This window comes from Mucilaginibacter sp. HD30, assembly GCF_054061755.1.
Genome location: NZ_JBSSEO010000001.1, coordinates 4,459,884 through 4,475,336, shown reverse-complemented (window position 1 = coordinate 4,475,336; position 15,453 = coordinate 4,459,884). Strand labels below are relative to the sequence as shown.

Below are 15,453 nucleotides of genomic sequence, written 5' to 3'. Positions count from 1 at the left end.
AGCCACGAAAAATATCATGACTAATTATTTCTAAGCTCTTTCGGCAACATTATCAATAACGCACAACTAATTCCGAACTAATGTTATCCCTTTTATCAATTAATTTAGGCTGACTAAACCCATGTAAGACTACCTGCAGATATGGATATTTAGATTTGAAATTTCCTTCTACTTCAGAAAATGTTATTGATCTATCCCGAGGATTGAACCGGATAGCACGCTTATAATATTCTCCTTTTTCATATTGATAGCTGATGCCATCGTCCTCATAATAAATAAATTCACTTTCGGCAAAGCCGTTCCAAACGTTAATGTAAAGCGTTCCATCACATTCATCAGCCGTGCTTTGAATTAAACTCTGCATTGGGATGATTGCACCGCCCTTAATAAAAACAGGCAGATCATTCAATGGCGCAGCGACATTCACTATCTGCGCCCCTTCAAAATACTCATCTGTGGTTAAACGATACCAATCCCCTTGCGGCAAATAAACATCGGCTGTATTTTCCGTACTTATAACAGGAGCAACCAATATTGTATCGGCAAAAAGAAATTGGTTTTGAAAACGTTCATTATAAACATTTTCGTCCCAGGTGTAGTCAATAGCCAATGTGCGGCTCAAGGGCATGCCCGTTTGTGTTGACTTGTAAAAACCCGAATAAATGTAAGGCAGCAATTTATAACGCAGTTCTATATCCTTACGAATGATATTCTCGTATTCTTCGCCCCACTCCCACGGTTCGCGCATGTTCATTCCCTGCGCTGCGTGGTTACGGAACATTGGCGTATAAACACCTAAAGAATTCCAGCGCACCATTAATTCGGGTGTAGGGTTGCCCATAAATCCACCACATATCTACTCCAATAAACGAGAAGCCGCCAAGGCCAAGGCTATTTACCAGCCGCTGCCCAAATAACATATGTTCATCGCTGGCAGAGTTGTCGCCGGTCCAAATGGCAGAATAACGCTGGGTGCCAGCATAGGCGGCCCGGGTTAGTATAAATGGGCGCTTATTGTCTAATATCTTTTTTGTACCCGCCTGCGTGGCACGTGACATTTGCATACCGTATGCATTCCGAATTTCGGGCATATAACGGTCGCCAAATTTTACTATCGGTGGTATGTTTTGTCCCCAGGCGGCGGGTTCGTTCATGTCGTTCCAAAACCCTTCTACTCCAACACCAGTCAGCGCTGTAAAGGCTTTACCCCACCATTCGCGTACCTCTTCATTAAAAAAATCAGGAAAATGGCTGCGGCCCGCCCAAACGCTGCCAGTGTATAATTCGCCGTTGGGATAGGTGGCAAAGTAACATTTGGCAACACCTTCGTCGTATTCCTTGTAACCTTGTTCAATTTTTATCCCCGGGTCAACTATCGTTACCAGTTTAAAATTGATAGCTTTTAGTTGGTCGACCATTCCCTTCGGATCAGGAAAGCTTTGCTTGTTCCAGGTGAAGATCTTAAAATCATCCATGTAGTCTATATCGCAATAGATGGCATCGGCAGGAATGCTGCGTTCTCTGAACTTTTTTGCGATGCCCAGCACTTCATAAGCACTCATGTAGCTCCACCTGCATTGTTGATAGCCAAGGCTCCACAGTGGAGGCATTTCCATCCGCCCGGTAAGCCAGGTATAATCCTTAATAATTTCGGCTATGCTTTGCGCGCCGAAGAAATAGTAGTTCATATCCCCGCCGTCAGCTCCAAACCAGGTAAACTGCTCGTCGGTACTGGCTCCAAAATCAAAATAGCTTCTATGGTGGTTATCGAAAAACAAACCGTAGCAAACGCCGCTGTGCAGGCCCAGATAAAATGGGATAGTTTTATATAAGGGATCGTCTTTAGTGGTATGCACAGCCGCGTCCGTATTCCAGTTTACATAGTGCATGCCGCGTTTGTTGAGATTACCTGTCTTTTCGCCCAAGCCCAAAAACATCTCATCTGCATGAAGTTTGCGGTAGTTCATTACTTTGTCGCCTTCGAGTGTTGTGCCGAAGCGCTGGTCATCTCCACTTAAAAGTTTTCCATCATCTGTAAAAAAACTAAACCGTAATGGGTTTTTATTGATTAAAACTTTGATGGCAGATGTATATAGCTCGATGGTATTATCAAAGTCCTGATAGGTCATATTATCCTGCGGACTCGTGATAACGGCCAACGACTCATCCGGCTGCTTATCTGCTTTGGTTATACAAATGCGGATAACGGTATCGCTGTATAGCATAACCTGCGCTTTGGCAACGGATGTGCTGATAACTAAAACCCCATTTTGCATTTCTGCAGATTCAGTATTTCCCAATAATTCTACGTGCATACTAAATCAACCGTTTTAAGGTTTTTTAGTTTTAGGCAAATGTGTATCCATCATTATACCGGTCATCGATTTTAACTATATTTGAATAATGAAATTTTTGGCGTCGTTGCTTATCTTGTGTATAGTTTTACTATCGGCTTTTGCCGGAACGGTAAAGCCTTTGCAATTGGCAGAGAAAGCCAATTGCTGCGCCAGGGTTAATAAAAACGCTCGTTGCCCCAAAGCGCCCGAAAAAAAACATCAGGAAGATAGCTGCGAGGAATATGGTTGCAATATGTTGCTAACGTGCAGCATCTGCGGCTTTTTAGCTGTTGAGCCTCTTAGTTTAACGGCGGCATTGGCTACGCTAACAGAAAAAACAGTCCCGATATATCGATATGGCAATTCAGCCGTTTACCTCACTAAGGACTGGAAACCACCAAAAGTTTAAATGTTCAATCAGAGAATTAAAACATTAAAACTTTATAAAATATCATGACATGAAAAAATTAGGATTAGGAGTTATAGTAGCATTATTTGCATGCGCCAGCGTATTTGCTGATGGCAAAGTACCCGCAAAAAAAGTTGTTAAAAAAGCAACTTGTACAGCATGTACTAAGGCTAAATGCACCAGCAAGGCAACTTGCTCAAATGTTACTTCTGCTTGCGTGTGTAAGTAAAAGTAATAGCCAATAAAAAAGCCGGCTCATATATTGAGCCGGCTTTTTTTGTTTTATAAGCAATTAATTAATCCCACAAATTGGCAGGGTAGGTACCATTCTCAACCAAAGCCGATATAGATGCCTGTACAATTTCTTTGTCTTCTTTATAAGTTACACCAAACCATTTTGATGGTGTTGGAATAACTTTAAATGCTGCTTGTCCGCTTTTAATTAATTCGTCTGCAACAAGTGGAATAAAAAATTCAGCCTTAGGATTTTCTGCATTAGCCTCAACAAATTGTTGGAACATTGGCAGGCTTTGATCAAACACGGCCGGAGTAAATCCCCAAAAATTCATAGAAACCGGCTTGTCATTAGGCAACGGATGTTCGCCTGTAGCATCTTTATAGGCAACGCTCCCGTCCTCTTTAAAATAAACTTCGGTTCGCTCGTTAACGCCGGTCATGTTGCCCTTTTCGTCAACCTCGCACACACCTCGAGACACTGAGCCATTTTCTGACAACGTTTTATCTATCTGATAACCCATCAACGAGTATTGCGTATCAGAAGCCTCGGTGGTTAAAAATTTAACCATTTTCTCAAAAGCGTCGTAACCGTAATAATCATCTGCGTTAATAACGCAAAACGGCTCCTTAACCTGGTTACGCGCTGCTAATACTGCATGGGCGGTCCCCCAGGGCTTGGCGCGCTCAACTTCTTTATCAATACCAAATGGTTTCAGATCAAAGCTCTGAAAAACATAATCAGTTTCTACTCTGCCGTTCAGCTTGGGTTCAAATATCGACTGAAACTTCTCGGCAAACTCCTCGCGGATAATAAAACTTACCTTTCCAAAGCCAGCCTTAATGGCATCGTATATAGAATAGTCAATAATAGTTTCGCCGTTGGGGCCAAAGCCATCAGTTTGTTTCATGCTTCCATAGCGGCTGGCCATACCTGCGGCCAAAATAAGTAGAGTAGGTTTCATTGTCTGACAGTGATGATTTAGTAATGTTTCGGAATTTTTTTTATTAAATCAATAACAAAAACTCAATTTTGTTGTAAATATATAATATTATTTGATGTACCTAAAATCTTGCCCCGATTTAATTTGCAATAATGATTCATAAATTAAACTGATAACATTATCCACGTCTTCTTTGTGCACCATCTCAACCGTGGTGTGCATGTAACGCAGACACAAGGATATCAAAGCCGACGGCACGCCGTCATTTGAGTACGCAAATGCATCTGTATCAGTACCAGTTGAGCGCGATGAGGCCTGGCGCTGGAAAGGAATACCCGCCTTTTGGGCAGTTTCTATCAACACCTTATTTACGTTATTTTGAACTGCGGGCGCATAAGATAAAACAGGGCCCCTTCCACAAGCCAAATCGCCTTGAGTTATTTTGCTGATCATAGGCGTTTGGGTATCATGCGTAACGTCTGTCACGATGGCTACATTTGGCTTAATGCGATGCGCTATCATTTCGGCACCACGCAGACCTATCTCTTCCTGAACCGCATTTACTATGTAAAGGCCGAACGGCAGTTTAACGTTATTTTCTTTAAGTAAACGGGCCACTTCTGCTATCATGAAGCCGCCAACGCGGTTATCCAACGCGCGGCCAACATAGTACCGGTCGTTCAATATCATAAACTCATCCTCGTAAGTAATTACGCAACCAACGTGAATGCCGAGTTTTTCAACCTCTTCTTTTGAGGTGCAGCCGCAATCAAGAAAGATGTTCTTAAGTGACGGTGCCTCTTCCTTTTCGCCGCCTAAACGGGTATGTATGGCGGGCCAGCCAAATACAGCTTTAACCACACCGTTATCAGTATGGATATTCACGCGTTTTGAAGGTGCTATCTGGTGGTCAGAGCCGCCGTTGCGGATTACGTAGATCAGGCCATCGTTAGTAATGTAATTTACAAACCAAGAAATCTCGTCGGCGTGGGCCTCAATAACTACTTTGTATTCCGCTTCAGGATTAATAATACCTACGGCTGTGCCATAGTTATCTACGTAATGATCATCAATATAAGGCTTGATGTAATCTAACCAAAGCTGCTGCCCTTTCCACTCAAAACCGGTGGGCGAAGCATTGTTAATGTATTTCTCTAGAAATGATAATGAGTTATCGTTTACAACTGCAACATGAGGTTGCTTTTCAGATTTCTTTTTAGACATATTGTATTCGGCTTTTTGACCCCTAAAGGGCCGAAAGCAAATATAACAAAGCCGTACATATAATGTTCTTAATTTTTAATGCGCTTTTCCATTATCTCATAATCAATACCGTTACGATTAAATGTATTGCCTGTTTGCCTGAATCCTGATTTAGAATAAAACCCAATGGCCGACACACGTGCATTGCACCATAAGCGGCTGCCCCCTTCATTTGTAGCAAAACTGTTAATGTATTGAAGCAAGGTTTTACCTACACCCTGCCCTTGTGCTTCAGGCACTACGGCGAACTTGCGAAACTGAAAATCATCCCCTTTAGGGAATAATGACACCACAGCTACAAGTTTGTTATCCGCAAACGCGCCGAAATGATAGCCGTGGTTATCCTCTTCCATTTCCATTTGGGAAAACGGTTCATCCGGGTATAACACATCGCGGCGTAAACGCCAGGTGAGCTCAGGACGAATCTGTTCTATTTGTAACATAGAGTATGTATGTGTTGTCCCACGTGGGGGTGGGACAATGTGAGACAATTTGGGACACAATTTATGGCAAATTTTTGATAATTAATAAGTTACGTTTTTTTAGTGGGACAATATGAGACTACTTATAAGTCAGGAATTTTAGCTGTAAAAACATCGTAAACAATTGATTTACAGGGATGATAAAGAAATGAAATTCTGTGGAAAACTGTCTCGTCCTGAAATAGGTTTACACATTAAGTAAACAAAGATGGACGAAAGAACAGCAGAATCGATACTTATGGATCGTAATTTATTGGGATTAAATTACCGAGCTTTAGAGAAAAAGTACGGAATATCCCGTGCGCAAATCCACCGGATGGTGATGTCAAAGCAAAAGAAAGAAAAGAAGCCGGCAGCAATTAAAGCCATTTCAGTAGAAGACACAACCTTACCGGATGATGTTAAGACGCTCCGTGAGGAGCTTCGAAAAGCTCGTCTGAAGATTGAGTTACAGGATCTGATGATCGATATATCCAGTAAGGAGCTGGGTATAGACCTGCGAAAAAAGCATGGCACCAGGCGGTCCAAATGAAAATGCAAAGCTGCTCACGGGGACTTCGTGAGCTTTGCAGACTGCTTGGTCATTCGCCACAGGCGTATTATCAATATCAAAAAGCATTAGGAAAAAGTGTACTGGAGGACGACCTGATAATCGCTCAGGTGCTTGCTCACCGCCTGCTTCAACCGAAACTTGGAGGACGAAAGTTGTATGCGATGATGGAGCCATTTATGGCAGATCATCATATCGTCAGGGGCAGAGACCGGGTGTTTGACCTGCTGCGTGAAAACGGTTTGTTAAACAGAAAGCGTAGGCACAGTAAGCCCCGGACAACGGACTCGAATCACTGGATGAAGAAATACCCCGACCTGATAAAGGGTATCGTATTAAGCCGTTCAGAAGAATTATGGGTGAGTGACATTACCTATATACGACTGAAAAAGAGCATATTCGCTTATCTGAGTTTGGTTACAGATGCTTACAGTCGTAAGATCGTGGGTTACCACATGAATAAGGACCTATCAGGTCAGGGGCCTGTGGCGGCTCTGGAAATGGCGCTTAAAGAAAGGACGGGTAATGAACTGTTGATCCATCATTCAGACCGTGGTTCACAATACTGTTGTGAAAACTATATCGGTTTGTTAAATCAAGCCGCTATCGCTATCAGCATGACCCAAAGCGGTGATCCCAGGGATAATGCCATTGCAGAAAGAGTAAACGGAATACTAAAGCTGGAGTTACTTAAGGAAGTATATCCCCACCTTACAAGCGCCCGGGAGTCGGCAGTAACAGCTGTTGAGATTTATAACAGCGTGAGGCTGCATAGCAGCATTGATATGATGACCCCTGACCAGGCACATGGGCAAACCGGCCCGATCCAACGTAAATGGAAGAGTTGGGTTAACAGACCCTGCAGAAATCGGGTACCACAGTTTTAAACAAAAGAAAGGAGACAGTAAAAAGAAAAAAGAAGCAAAAAACGAAAAACATGTGGAAATATGGAAAACTGAAGGAGTTTCCCACATTCCCACACAACAAGCAAACAACAATAGTTTATTCTTTATATTTAGAAAAGTGTAAACCTATAACAGGACTAAAATTAAAGTGTAAACTTATCACAGGATTAATCATTAAAAGTGTAAACTTTTTTCAGGACGATACAAACAGTGGGACAAAAAATGCAGACAAGATCAATTCGATCCTGTCTGCATTGAAAATCACTTTTTCTTATTTATAATTTGCAGCTAATTTAAGTGCATTGTAAGCGTTAACTATACCGCCTGTTATGCAAAGCTCATCAAAAGCAGCTTCACGGCTTTCTTTTCCTTCCGTTAAGGTTACTTTATGTGTTACTTTTTCCACTGATCTTAAAATAATGTCCTTAACCTGCAAGGCTGTCAGTTTAGGGTAATATGATCGGATAAGCGCTGCCAGCCCGGCTACTACCGGCGCCGCCATACTGGTGCCGCTATGCAAGGCGTAGGTTGAACCAGGCGTTGTTGAGTTAATATCAACACCCGGTGCAAAAACGTCTACCGTGGTTTTGCCATAGTTAGAAAAATCAGCTTTTAACGTAAGATCGTCTTTGGGCCCGGATGCACCTACTTCTATCCAGGCCTGTGCCTTTCCGCTTTTATCTTCATATACGCGGCTCGGAAAATTGTTTTCTTTCTCTGTATTATTATTGTCGTTACCAGCAGCGTGTATTATCAATACATCTTTGCTCATGGCAAATTTAACGGCCTCATCAACAATTTTTTTATTGTACGACTGAGATTTACCGAAGCTCATGTTAATAACGCGGGCACCATTGGCAGCCGCATATCTTATAGCGTTGGCTACATCTTTATCACGCTCATCGCCGGTTGGTACCGTGCGTACACCCATTATCCTAACATCATCAGCCACGCCTTGTATACCTATTCCATTTGTCCTGTTAGCGCCAATGATGCCCGACACATGCGATCCGTGATCAGCATTGGGGCCGGTAATGTCAGTGTTGCCATAAAAACGTTCATTAACGTCGGCATAATTATCACCTACAATATTGCGCGGGTCAAAATCAACATTGTAATTATATTCCAATTGTTCATTGTAATGATCCCACGCGGGCATAATCTCTTTCTTAACAAAATCGCTCACATTCTTGTAATCAGGCAAATAGCTCAATACTGTTTTTTGCACCCTGGCCTCGGCGCTGTTTTTTGGCTGATATTTAACCAACTCGTCGGCTGTTGGATCTTTCTTGCCGATAGCCGCCAAAATATTGTCTAAGGCCACCTTGAAGTTATTCACCCCTGTAAAGCTTTGCTTTGATTTTGCTATTTCTCCATTAACCTCGGCATTAAGTTTCTTGTACGCTGCAAACGCTGCTACATCGGCACCTGTTAGCTTATTAGTATCCAGCGCTGCAAATTTCCTTTTATAATTGCGTACCAGGCGGGTTATTTCCAGGTTATCAAACTCCACATTCCCTTTAGCAGATCCTATAAAATTCCATCCATGCAGGTCGTCAGCATAACCATTCTTGTCGTTATCTATTTTATCGCCCGCTTTTTCTTTCGGGTTTATCCACAACACATCTTTTAAATCCTCGTGGGCCGTGTCAACGCCGCCGTCAATTACTGCTACTAATACGGTAGTATGTTTTTTTCCTTTCAGCAGCTCATTGTAAGCTTTTTCTGTGCCGATGCCAAATACCGAGTCGGTTTTTAGGTCGAGGTTTTGCCAGCCCGATACGGGTTTTTTAACTTGCTGGGCAGATGCGAACAAGGGTATTGACAGGCATAGGGCAAGTACTAACTTTCTAATCATCTTCATTCTTTTCATTATATATATTCTCATTTTAAGTATTAATCGTTATGCGGCCTATAATGGGATGTTGCCGTGCTTTTTACGCGGATTATTGACCACTTTATTCTCCAGCATTTTAAAAGCGTTAATCAATTTAAGCCGTGTTGCAGATGGCTCAATAACTTCATCTATAAACCCACGTTCTGCTGCGCGATAAGGGTTGGCAAATATCTCTGAGTACATCGCTTCCTTTTCCTTCCATTTCGACTCAGGGTTGGCAGCAGCGTTTATTTCGCGCTTAAAAATAATTTCTGCTGCGCCTTTGGCTCCCATTACGGCTATCTCTGCTGATGGCCAGGCATAATTCATATCAGCACCAATATGTTTGGAGTTCATCACATCATAGGCCCCACCGTAAGCTTTACGTAATATCACGGTAACACGAGGTACCGTAGCTTCGCAAAAAGCATAGAGCAACTTGGCTCCGTTAGTAATAATAGCGTTCCATTCCTGATCCGTACCCGGTAAAAAGCCAGGCACATCTTCAAAAACCAATAGCGGGATATTAAAACTATCGCAAAAACGTACAAAGCGCGCCCCTTTTACAGAAGCATGCCTATCCAATACGCCGGCTAAAAAAGCGGGCTGGTTGGCAACTATGCCTATACTGCGGCCTGCCAGGCGCGCAAACCCCACCACCAGGTTTTCTGCAAAATCTTTATGAACTTCTAAAAAGCTATCAGAATCAATCACCTGGCCTATTACTTCCCGCACATCATAAGGCTGCGAGGCAGTTTCAGGAAGGAAATTGTCAAGTCCGGGGCGTAACTCATCTTGCGGTTGATATGGTAAAGCCGGGGCCATGCTTTCGCAGTTTTGCGGCATGTATGAGAGTAGTTTTTTTACATGTTGAATAGCATCTATCTCATTAGCGCAGGCAAAATGCGTTACGCCCGATTTGCTTGCATGGGTATTGGCACCACCTAACTCTTCTGATGTTACTATTTCGTGTGTAACGGTTTTTACTACGTTGGGGCCGGTAACAAACATGTACGAGGTATGCTCAACCATCAAAATAAAATCTGTAATAGCGGGAGAATAAACAGCGCCCCCTGCGCATGGGCCCATAATAGCCGAAATTTGCGGCACCACGCCAGACGCCATTGTATTACGGTAAAATATATCGGCATAGCCACCCAATGATACCACCCCCTCCTGTATACGTGCTCCGCCAGAATCATTCAGCCCCACTACAGGTGCGCCGTTCTTTAGCGCCATGTCCATTATCTTACATATCTTTTCGGCATGTGTTTCAGAAAGCGAACCACCGAAAACGGTAAAATCCTGCGAGAAAACGTATACCAAACGCCCGTTTATGGTGCCATACCCGGTAACAACACCATCGCCGGGATACTTTTCATTTTCCATACCAAAATCAACGGAGCGATGGGTAACCAGCATACCTATCTCCTGAAACGAGCCTTCATCCATTAAAAAGTGTAAGCGCTCGCGTGCAGTTAGTTTGCCTTTTTTATGCTGACTTTCAATGCGGGCCTGCCCGCCGCCTGCCAGCGCATCCCGGCGCCTTTTATTTAATTGGTCTATTTTGTCTTTCACAATGGCTGTGTGTTAATGTGCAATGCTAAAAATAGTAATTATGCTTGTTATAATATATGTTAGACATAAACGTTTTAAGCGCGTTGCACATATTTTGAATCAATTAAAACTGTCAGCTAATTTTAAAAATATATGTTGACACAAATTATTTATAATTTGCGGGCGCAGATTTTTATATATTTGTAACGGATGAATAGTAGGAATAAAAGAACTTTTGCAAGTTTGCTGTTTATGGTTGTCTTTGCTACAAAGATGACTATATCGGTTATTCCTATATTTTCTTTGCTTGATGCCAAGATAGCAGCATCAGTAATTATGCAGCTTGAGCAAGAGACCAAAGGCGAAAAAGACAGTACAGACAAAGATTTGTTAAAAGAAAAAAAAGGCTTCGACGAACATATTTACAGCTTTTTTGACTACAAACCCTTATTAGTTGAAACCAATAGACTGCATAATAAGGAGAAAGCCTTAGCAGTAAGGTTATACCATAAGGTGGTACCTACCCCCCCTCCAAACGTTTAGTTAAATTAAGCCGGGCACTCTCCCGGCTTGTACGGCTATTTCTAAAAATTTAACTAAAAAATTGATATGCAATCACAGCAGACTGGGGGCATTGCAGGCTTCCTTAATATAAAAAAGTATTTTCTCCCTAAAAACCTTAAAAAGGATCTTCCATCAAGCATAGTAGTGTTTCTGGTAGCACTGCCTTTATGCTTAGGCATTGCGCTTGCATCGGGCGCCCCATTATTTGCGGGCTTAATTACAGGCATTGTTGGCGGTATAGTAGTAGGCATGATGAGCGGTTCGCAGCTTAGCGTTGCCGGGCCGGCAGCAGGCTTAACCGTAATTGTATTAAATGCTATAACAGGATTAGGATCCTACGAATCATTCTTACTCGCGGTTTTCCTTGCGGGCGTTATGCAAATAATATTCGGTTTAATAAAAGCAGGAACCATAGCTAATTACTTCCCTTCATCAGTAATTGAAGGCATGCTGGCAGCTATTGGTATCATTCTTATTATGAAACAGTTTCCGCACGCAGTGGGATACGATGCCGATTTTGAAGGAGATGAAGGTTTTGCACAAACAGATCAGCATAATACCTTTTCGGAGGTAATGATAGCGTTTTCTAAAATAAATTACGGCGCCGTTATTATCACCATGGTATCATTGGCGATACTAATTTACTGGCCCAAAGTAAAAAAGCTGGCCTTGGTGCCTGCCCCCCTGCTGGTGGTAGTAACGGGTATCATTTTAGTGTTGGTTTTTAACGGAACAGACCTGGATTTGCGCGATAAGCAAATGGTAAACATACCCGTTGTAAAAAGCGCGGGTGAGTTTTTTGGCCTCTTCAGATCGCCGGATTTTAGTCAAATAGGCCGGTTGGATATATTTTTAACCGCCTTAACTTTTGCCGTAGTAGCCAGTTTAGAAACCTTGCTTAGCCTGGAAGCAGTTGATAAAATAGATCCAATAAAAAGAGTATCGCCAACCAATCGCGAATTGCTGGCACAGGGCACAGGCAACTTAGTAAGCGCTATGTTGGGTGGGTTGCCAATGACGGCCGTTATTGTAAGGTCATCAGCCAACGTCAACGCCGGTGCCCGCACAAAGGTGAGCGCTATAGTGCATGGTTGTTTACTGTTAATATCGCTATTAACTATACCTGTGGTTATTAATATTATACCGCTGTCGTGCCTGGCAGCTATACTATTGATGACGGGTTATAAACTAACGCGCATAAGCCTATTCAAACATATGTGGCACAAAGGCCTGCCACAGTTTGTTCCTTTTGTGGTTACTATCGTCGCCATTTATTTTACCGATCTGTTGAAAGGGGTTGGCATTGGCATGTTAGTGGCCATATTCTTCCTGCTTTTAACCAACTTACGCAACTCATATTTCTACCATATTGAAAGTAACGGGCGTAAAATACGGATACGGTTGGCAGAGGAGGTTTCGTTTTTAAACAAAGCAGCCATACAGGTAACACTCACCAATATCCCTAAGGAAACCGAAGTTATAATTGATGGCTCGGCGTCAAGATACATTGACCCCGATGTCTTGGAGATCATCCATAACTTTAAGCATAATGCTTATACTAAAGGCATTATAGTATCACTTGAATGTATTAAAGAAAGGTACGATGTACCTAAAATGAAAGATTTGTTACAAGAACTTAAATAAGATTTTTACGATGAAAAATAATAACAACGGAGTAAGTACTACCGAAAAATATAAATTGCAATTGGCCAATACTGAAAGCTATACCAAACTATTAGCAGGCAACCGCACATGGGTGGATAAAAGACTACAGGAAGACCCTGAGTTTTTTACAACGCTGGCAAAAGGCCAAAGCCCCGAAGTATTATGGATTGGTTGCGCAGACAGCCGTGTACCTGCTAACGAAGTTACCGGCACCAAACCGGGCGAGGTTTTTGTGCACCGTAACATTGCCAATGTATGTGTGCATACTGACATGAATATGCTGAGCGTGTTAGACTATGCTGTTAACGTATTAAAAGTAAAGCACGTAATTGTAGCGGGCCACTATGGCTGCGGCGGCGTGGCAGCTGCGTTAAGCAATAAACAATTTGGTTTAATTGATAACTGGCTGCGCCATATAAAAGATGTGTACCGCCTGCATAGCCACGAGCTGGACCGCATTACAGATCAGGCACAAAAGGTAAACCGTTTAGTTGAACTAAATGTAACCGAGCAGGCCTACAACCTTTGTAAAACCACCATTATACAAAACGCATGGAAAGAGCGAGACGACCTTTCTGTACACGGCTGGATAGTGGATATCTCAACAGGGTTGATAAAGGATCTGGGCGTAAGCGCAAACGATTCGCACAAGTTGGGGTATGTGTACGAGTTTGAAGAAACTGAAGTAGCGGCCCATTAACTATAGACCTTTTGTTTTAAGGTTGTCCCGGTATGCCGAAAGGCTGCCGGGATTTTTATTTTGCAACAATTGTATAAACAAAAACGGCCCCGATAAATCGGGGCCGTTTTAATATTTAAAGAAGACGATATTATTCGCCTTTCTCTGCGTTTTCTTCGTTTTTAGCTGGTGCTTCAGGAGTTTCCTCTGCAGCAGGTGCAGCAGTTTCTTCAGCTACAGCTGTTTCTGCAACTTCCGCTTCTGGAGCTTCTGTTACTTCCTCAGCTACCGGAGCATCTAAAACAACTTCTTCCTTAGCCGGTGCAGCAACAGCAGCGCCACCTTTACCACCACGACGACGAGTTGATTTTTTAGCAACAGCTGCTTCGCCTTTAGTGTAAACAGTGTTATAGTCTACTAATTCAATTATTGCCATTTCAGCGTTATCGCCTAAACGGTTTTCTAATTTAACAATACGTGTATAACCTCCTGGGCGATCAGCAATTTTTGCTGCGATATCGCGGAAAAGGATAGACACCGCGTCTTTGTCCTGCAAATAGCTGAACACTGTACGACGTGAGTGTGTAGTATCGTCTTTTGATTTTGTTAAAATAGGCTCTGCATAAACGCGTAAAGCTTTTGCTTTAGCTAATGTAGTTGTAATGCGTTTGTGCAGGATAAGCGATGTAGCCATGTTAGCTAACATTGCCTTGCGGTGGCTGTTGGTACGCCCCAGGTGATTTACTTTTTTACCGTGTCTCATTGTTTTGTTGTTTGTGGCACGTGCATACCGTTGGGCGGCGGTTTATCGTCAAGCCCTCGGAATTACGCGGTTATTATTAGAATCAAGAGGCAAGAATCAAGATGCAAGATTTATGTCCTGTTGCTTATCTCCTCTTCTCTCAACTGTTGTTTGTTATAATCAGGAGTCAAGAATAAAATGCAAAAACAGTCTTGGTTCTTGTCTCTTGATTCTTGACTCTTAAAAATTATTCTTCGTCTAACTTAAATTTAGCCAGGTTCATGCCAAAAGACAATCCTTTTGATTTAACCAGGTCCTGAATTTCTGTTAATGATTTTTTACCAAAGTTTCTGAATTTCAGCATGTCTGCTACGTCATATGATACCAGGTCAGCCAGGCTGCGGATATCAGCTGCTTTTAAGCAGTTTAACGCACGGACAGAAAGATCAAGATCAACCAATTCAGTTTTAAGGATCTTACGCATGTGTAAGATTTCCTCGTCAACTTCTTTAGTTTCTTCTTTAGCTTGTGCTTCTAACATCATGTTCTCGTCGCTGAAAAGCATAAAATGCTGGATCAAGATCTTAGCAGCTTCTTTAAGCGCGTCTTCAGGATGGATAGATCCATCAGTAGCAATATCCAAAACTAATTTTTCATAGTCGGTTTTTTGCTCAACACGATAGTTCTCGATGGTATATTTAACGTTCTTTATCGGGGTGTAGATGGAATCAATAGCAATTACGCCAACGTTCGCATCCGGGTTTTTATTCTCCTCGCTTGGTACATAACCACGCCCTTTGTTGATAGTAAATTCAACTTCAAGGGTTACTGAAGAATCCATGTTACAGATAACCATATCAGGATTTAAAACAGTAAAGTTGTTTGAGAACTTGGTAATATCGCCGGCTTTGAAAGCATCCTGACCATTGATGATCACGAAAACTTTCTCGTTGTCGCCAGAATCACCTGATTTTTTAAACCTTACTTGTTTCAGGTTTAATATGATCTCGGTAACGTCTTCAACAACACCTTTAATAGTTGAAAACTCATGCGTAACTCCTGAGAAACGTACAGAAGTAATTGCAAAACCTTCAAGCGATGAAAGTAAGATACGACGCAGAGCATTACCAATGGTTACACCGAAGCCTGGTTCTAACGGACGAAACTCAAACGTACCCTCAAAATCAGTCGATTTCTGCATGATAACCTTGTCTGGTTTTTGAAATGCTAAAATTGCCATTTATATC

General features: G+C 42.3%; 17 protein-coding genes. 7 read left to right on the top strand and 10 right to left on the bottom strand.

The features are described from left to right. Nucleotides 1–52: 52 nt before the first annotated feature. Nucleotides 53–841: a TIM-barrel domain-containing protein gene (locus tag ACVW2L_RS21070; RefSeq protein ID WP_457129915.1), complete on the bottom strand. Its 789-nt coding sequence runs from the start codon at nucleotides 839–841 to the stop codon at nucleotides 53–55. Continuing rightward, nucleotides 771–2,315 carry a glycoside hydrolase family 31 protein gene (locus tag ACVW2L_RS21065; protein ID WP_457129914.1) on the bottom strand — a complete coding sequence of 515 codons (1,545 nt, stop codon included), beginning with the start codon at nucleotides 2,313–2,315 and terminating at the stop codon, nucleotides 771–773. The genes ACVW2L_RS21070 and ACVW2L_RS21065 overlap by 71 nt, the downstream gene beginning before the upstream one ends. An 88-nt stretch (nucleotides 2,316–2,403) precedes the next feature. Between ACVW2L_RS21065 and ACVW2L_RS21060 the strand changes: the two genes are divergently transcribed. Both ACVW2L_RS21060 and ACVW2L_RS21055 read left to right on the top strand, forming a co-directional pair. Further along, on the top strand, nucleotides 2,404–2,745 hold the full coding sequence (locus ACVW2L_RS21060; RefSeq protein ID WP_457129913.1) for a hypothetical protein: 342 nt from the start codon (nucleotides 2,404–2,406) through the stop codon (nucleotides 2,743–2,745). Between the two features lie 49 nt (nucleotides 2,746–2,794). Further along, nucleotides 2,795–2,974 (top strand): hypothetical protein, encoded by a 180-nt coding sequence (locus tag ACVW2L_RS21055; RefSeq protein ID WP_457129912.1) that lies wholly within the window; start codon nucleotides 2,795–2,797, stop codon nucleotides 2,972–2,974. A gap of 67 nt (nucleotides 2,975–3,041) precedes the next feature. Here ACVW2L_RS21055 and ACVW2L_RS21050 read toward each other — a convergent pair whose 3' ends face one another. The 3 genes from ACVW2L_RS21050 to ACVW2L_RS21040 all read right to left on the bottom strand — a co-directional run bounded on the left by ACVW2L_RS21050 (nucleotide 3,042) and on the right by ACVW2L_RS21040 (nucleotide 5,629). Then, nucleotides 3,042–3,944: a nucleotidyltransferase family protein gene (locus tag ACVW2L_RS21050; protein WP_457129911.1), complete on the bottom strand. Its 903-nt coding sequence runs from the start codon at nucleotides 3,942–3,944 to the stop codon at nucleotides 3,042–3,044. A gap of 87 nt (nucleotides 3,945–4,031) precedes the next feature. Next, nucleotides 4,032–5,147, bottom strand: a complete 1,116-nt coding sequence (locus ACVW2L_RS21045; protein ID WP_457129910.1) for a M42 family metallopeptidase — start codon at nucleotides 5,145–5,147, stop codon at nucleotides 4,032–4,034. Nucleotides 5,148–5,215: 68 nt separating this feature from the next. Then, a complete protein-coding gene (locus tag ACVW2L_RS21040; RefSeq protein ID WP_457129909.1) occupies nucleotides 5,216–5,629 on the bottom strand; it encodes a GNAT family N-acetyltransferase in 414 nt (137 codons plus the stop codon). Between the two features lie 247 nt (nucleotides 5,630–5,876). On the opposite strand from ACVW2L_RS21040, the gene ACVW2L_RS21035 reads away from it, so the two are divergent. After that, a complete protein-coding gene (locus ACVW2L_RS21035; RefSeq protein ID WP_457126385.1) occupies nucleotides 5,877–6,200 on the top strand; it encodes a hypothetical protein in 324 nt (107 codons plus the stop codon). Continuing rightward, nucleotides 6,197–7,105 (top strand): IS3 family transposase, encoded by a 909-nt coding sequence (locus ACVW2L_RS21030; protein ID WP_457126506.1) that lies wholly within the window; start codon nucleotides 6,197–6,199, stop codon nucleotides 7,103–7,105. The genes ACVW2L_RS21035 and ACVW2L_RS21030 overlap by 4 nt, the downstream gene beginning before the upstream one ends. Nucleotides 7,106–7,394: 289 nt before the next feature. On the opposite strand, the gene ACVW2L_RS21025 is transcribed toward ACVW2L_RS21030, so the two are convergent. Next, complete coding sequence (locus ACVW2L_RS21025; RefSeq protein WP_457129908.1) at nucleotides 7,395–9,011, bottom strand: S8 family peptidase; 1,617 nt, start codon at nucleotides 9,009–9,011, stop codon at nucleotides 7,395–7,397. Between the two features lie 24 nt (nucleotides 9,012–9,035). Continuing rightward, complete coding sequence (locus ACVW2L_RS21020) at nucleotides 9,036–10,577, bottom strand: acyl-CoA carboxylase subunit beta (RefSeq protein ID WP_457129907.1); 1,542 nt, start codon at nucleotides 10,575–10,577, stop codon at nucleotides 9,036–9,038. Between the two features lie 189 nt (nucleotides 10,578–10,766). On the opposite strand from ACVW2L_RS21020, the gene ACVW2L_RS21015 reads away from it, so the two are divergent. From ACVW2L_RS21015 to can, 3 genes are all read left to right on the top strand, one after another. Next, nucleotides 10,767–11,099: a hypothetical protein gene (locus tag ACVW2L_RS21015; protein ID WP_457129906.1), complete on the top strand. Its 333-nt coding sequence runs from the start codon at nucleotides 10,767–10,769 to the stop codon at nucleotides 11,097–11,099. Nucleotides 11,100–11,165: 66 nt separating this feature from the next. Continuing rightward, complete coding sequence (locus ACVW2L_RS21010; protein WP_457129905.1) at nucleotides 11,166–12,764, top strand: SulP family inorganic anion transporter; 1,599 nt, start codon at nucleotides 11,166–11,168, stop codon at nucleotides 12,762–12,764. A 10-nt stretch (nucleotides 12,765–12,774) separates the two neighbouring features. Then, nucleotides 12,775–13,485: a carbonate dehydratase gene (gene can / locus ACVW2L_RS21005; RefSeq protein WP_457129904.1), complete on the top strand. Its 711-nt coding sequence runs from the start codon at nucleotides 12,775–12,777 to the stop codon at nucleotides 13,483–13,485. 130 nt (nucleotides 13,486–13,615) lie between these two features. On the opposite strand, the gene rplQ is transcribed toward can, so the two are convergent. From rplQ to ACVW2L_RS20990, 3 genes are all read right to left on the bottom strand, one after another. Then, entirely contained in the window at nucleotides 13,616–14,227 is a 612-nt protein-coding gene (gene rplQ, locus ACVW2L_RS21000; protein WP_457129903.1) for a 50S ribosomal protein L17, read from the bottom strand. 110 nt (nucleotides 14,228–14,337) lie between these two features. Continuing rightward, the gene (locus ACVW2L_RS20995; protein ID WP_457130219.1) at nucleotides 14,338–14,454 is read right to left on the bottom strand and encodes a ferredoxin-thioredoxin reductase catalytic domain-containing protein; all 117 of its coding nucleotides are present in this window, start codon (nucleotides 14,452–14,454) and stop codon (nucleotides 14,338–14,340) included. After that, nucleotides 14,454–15,446 carry a DNA-directed RNA polymerase subunit alpha gene (locus ACVW2L_RS20990; RefSeq protein ID WP_457129902.1) on the bottom strand — a complete coding sequence of 331 codons (993 nt, stop codon included), beginning with the start codon at nucleotides 15,444–15,446 and terminating at the stop codon, nucleotides 14,454–14,456. Before ACVW2L_RS20990 ends, ACVW2L_RS20995 begins: the two co-directional genes overlap by 1 nt. Nucleotides 15,447–15,453: the final 7 nt, after the last annotated feature.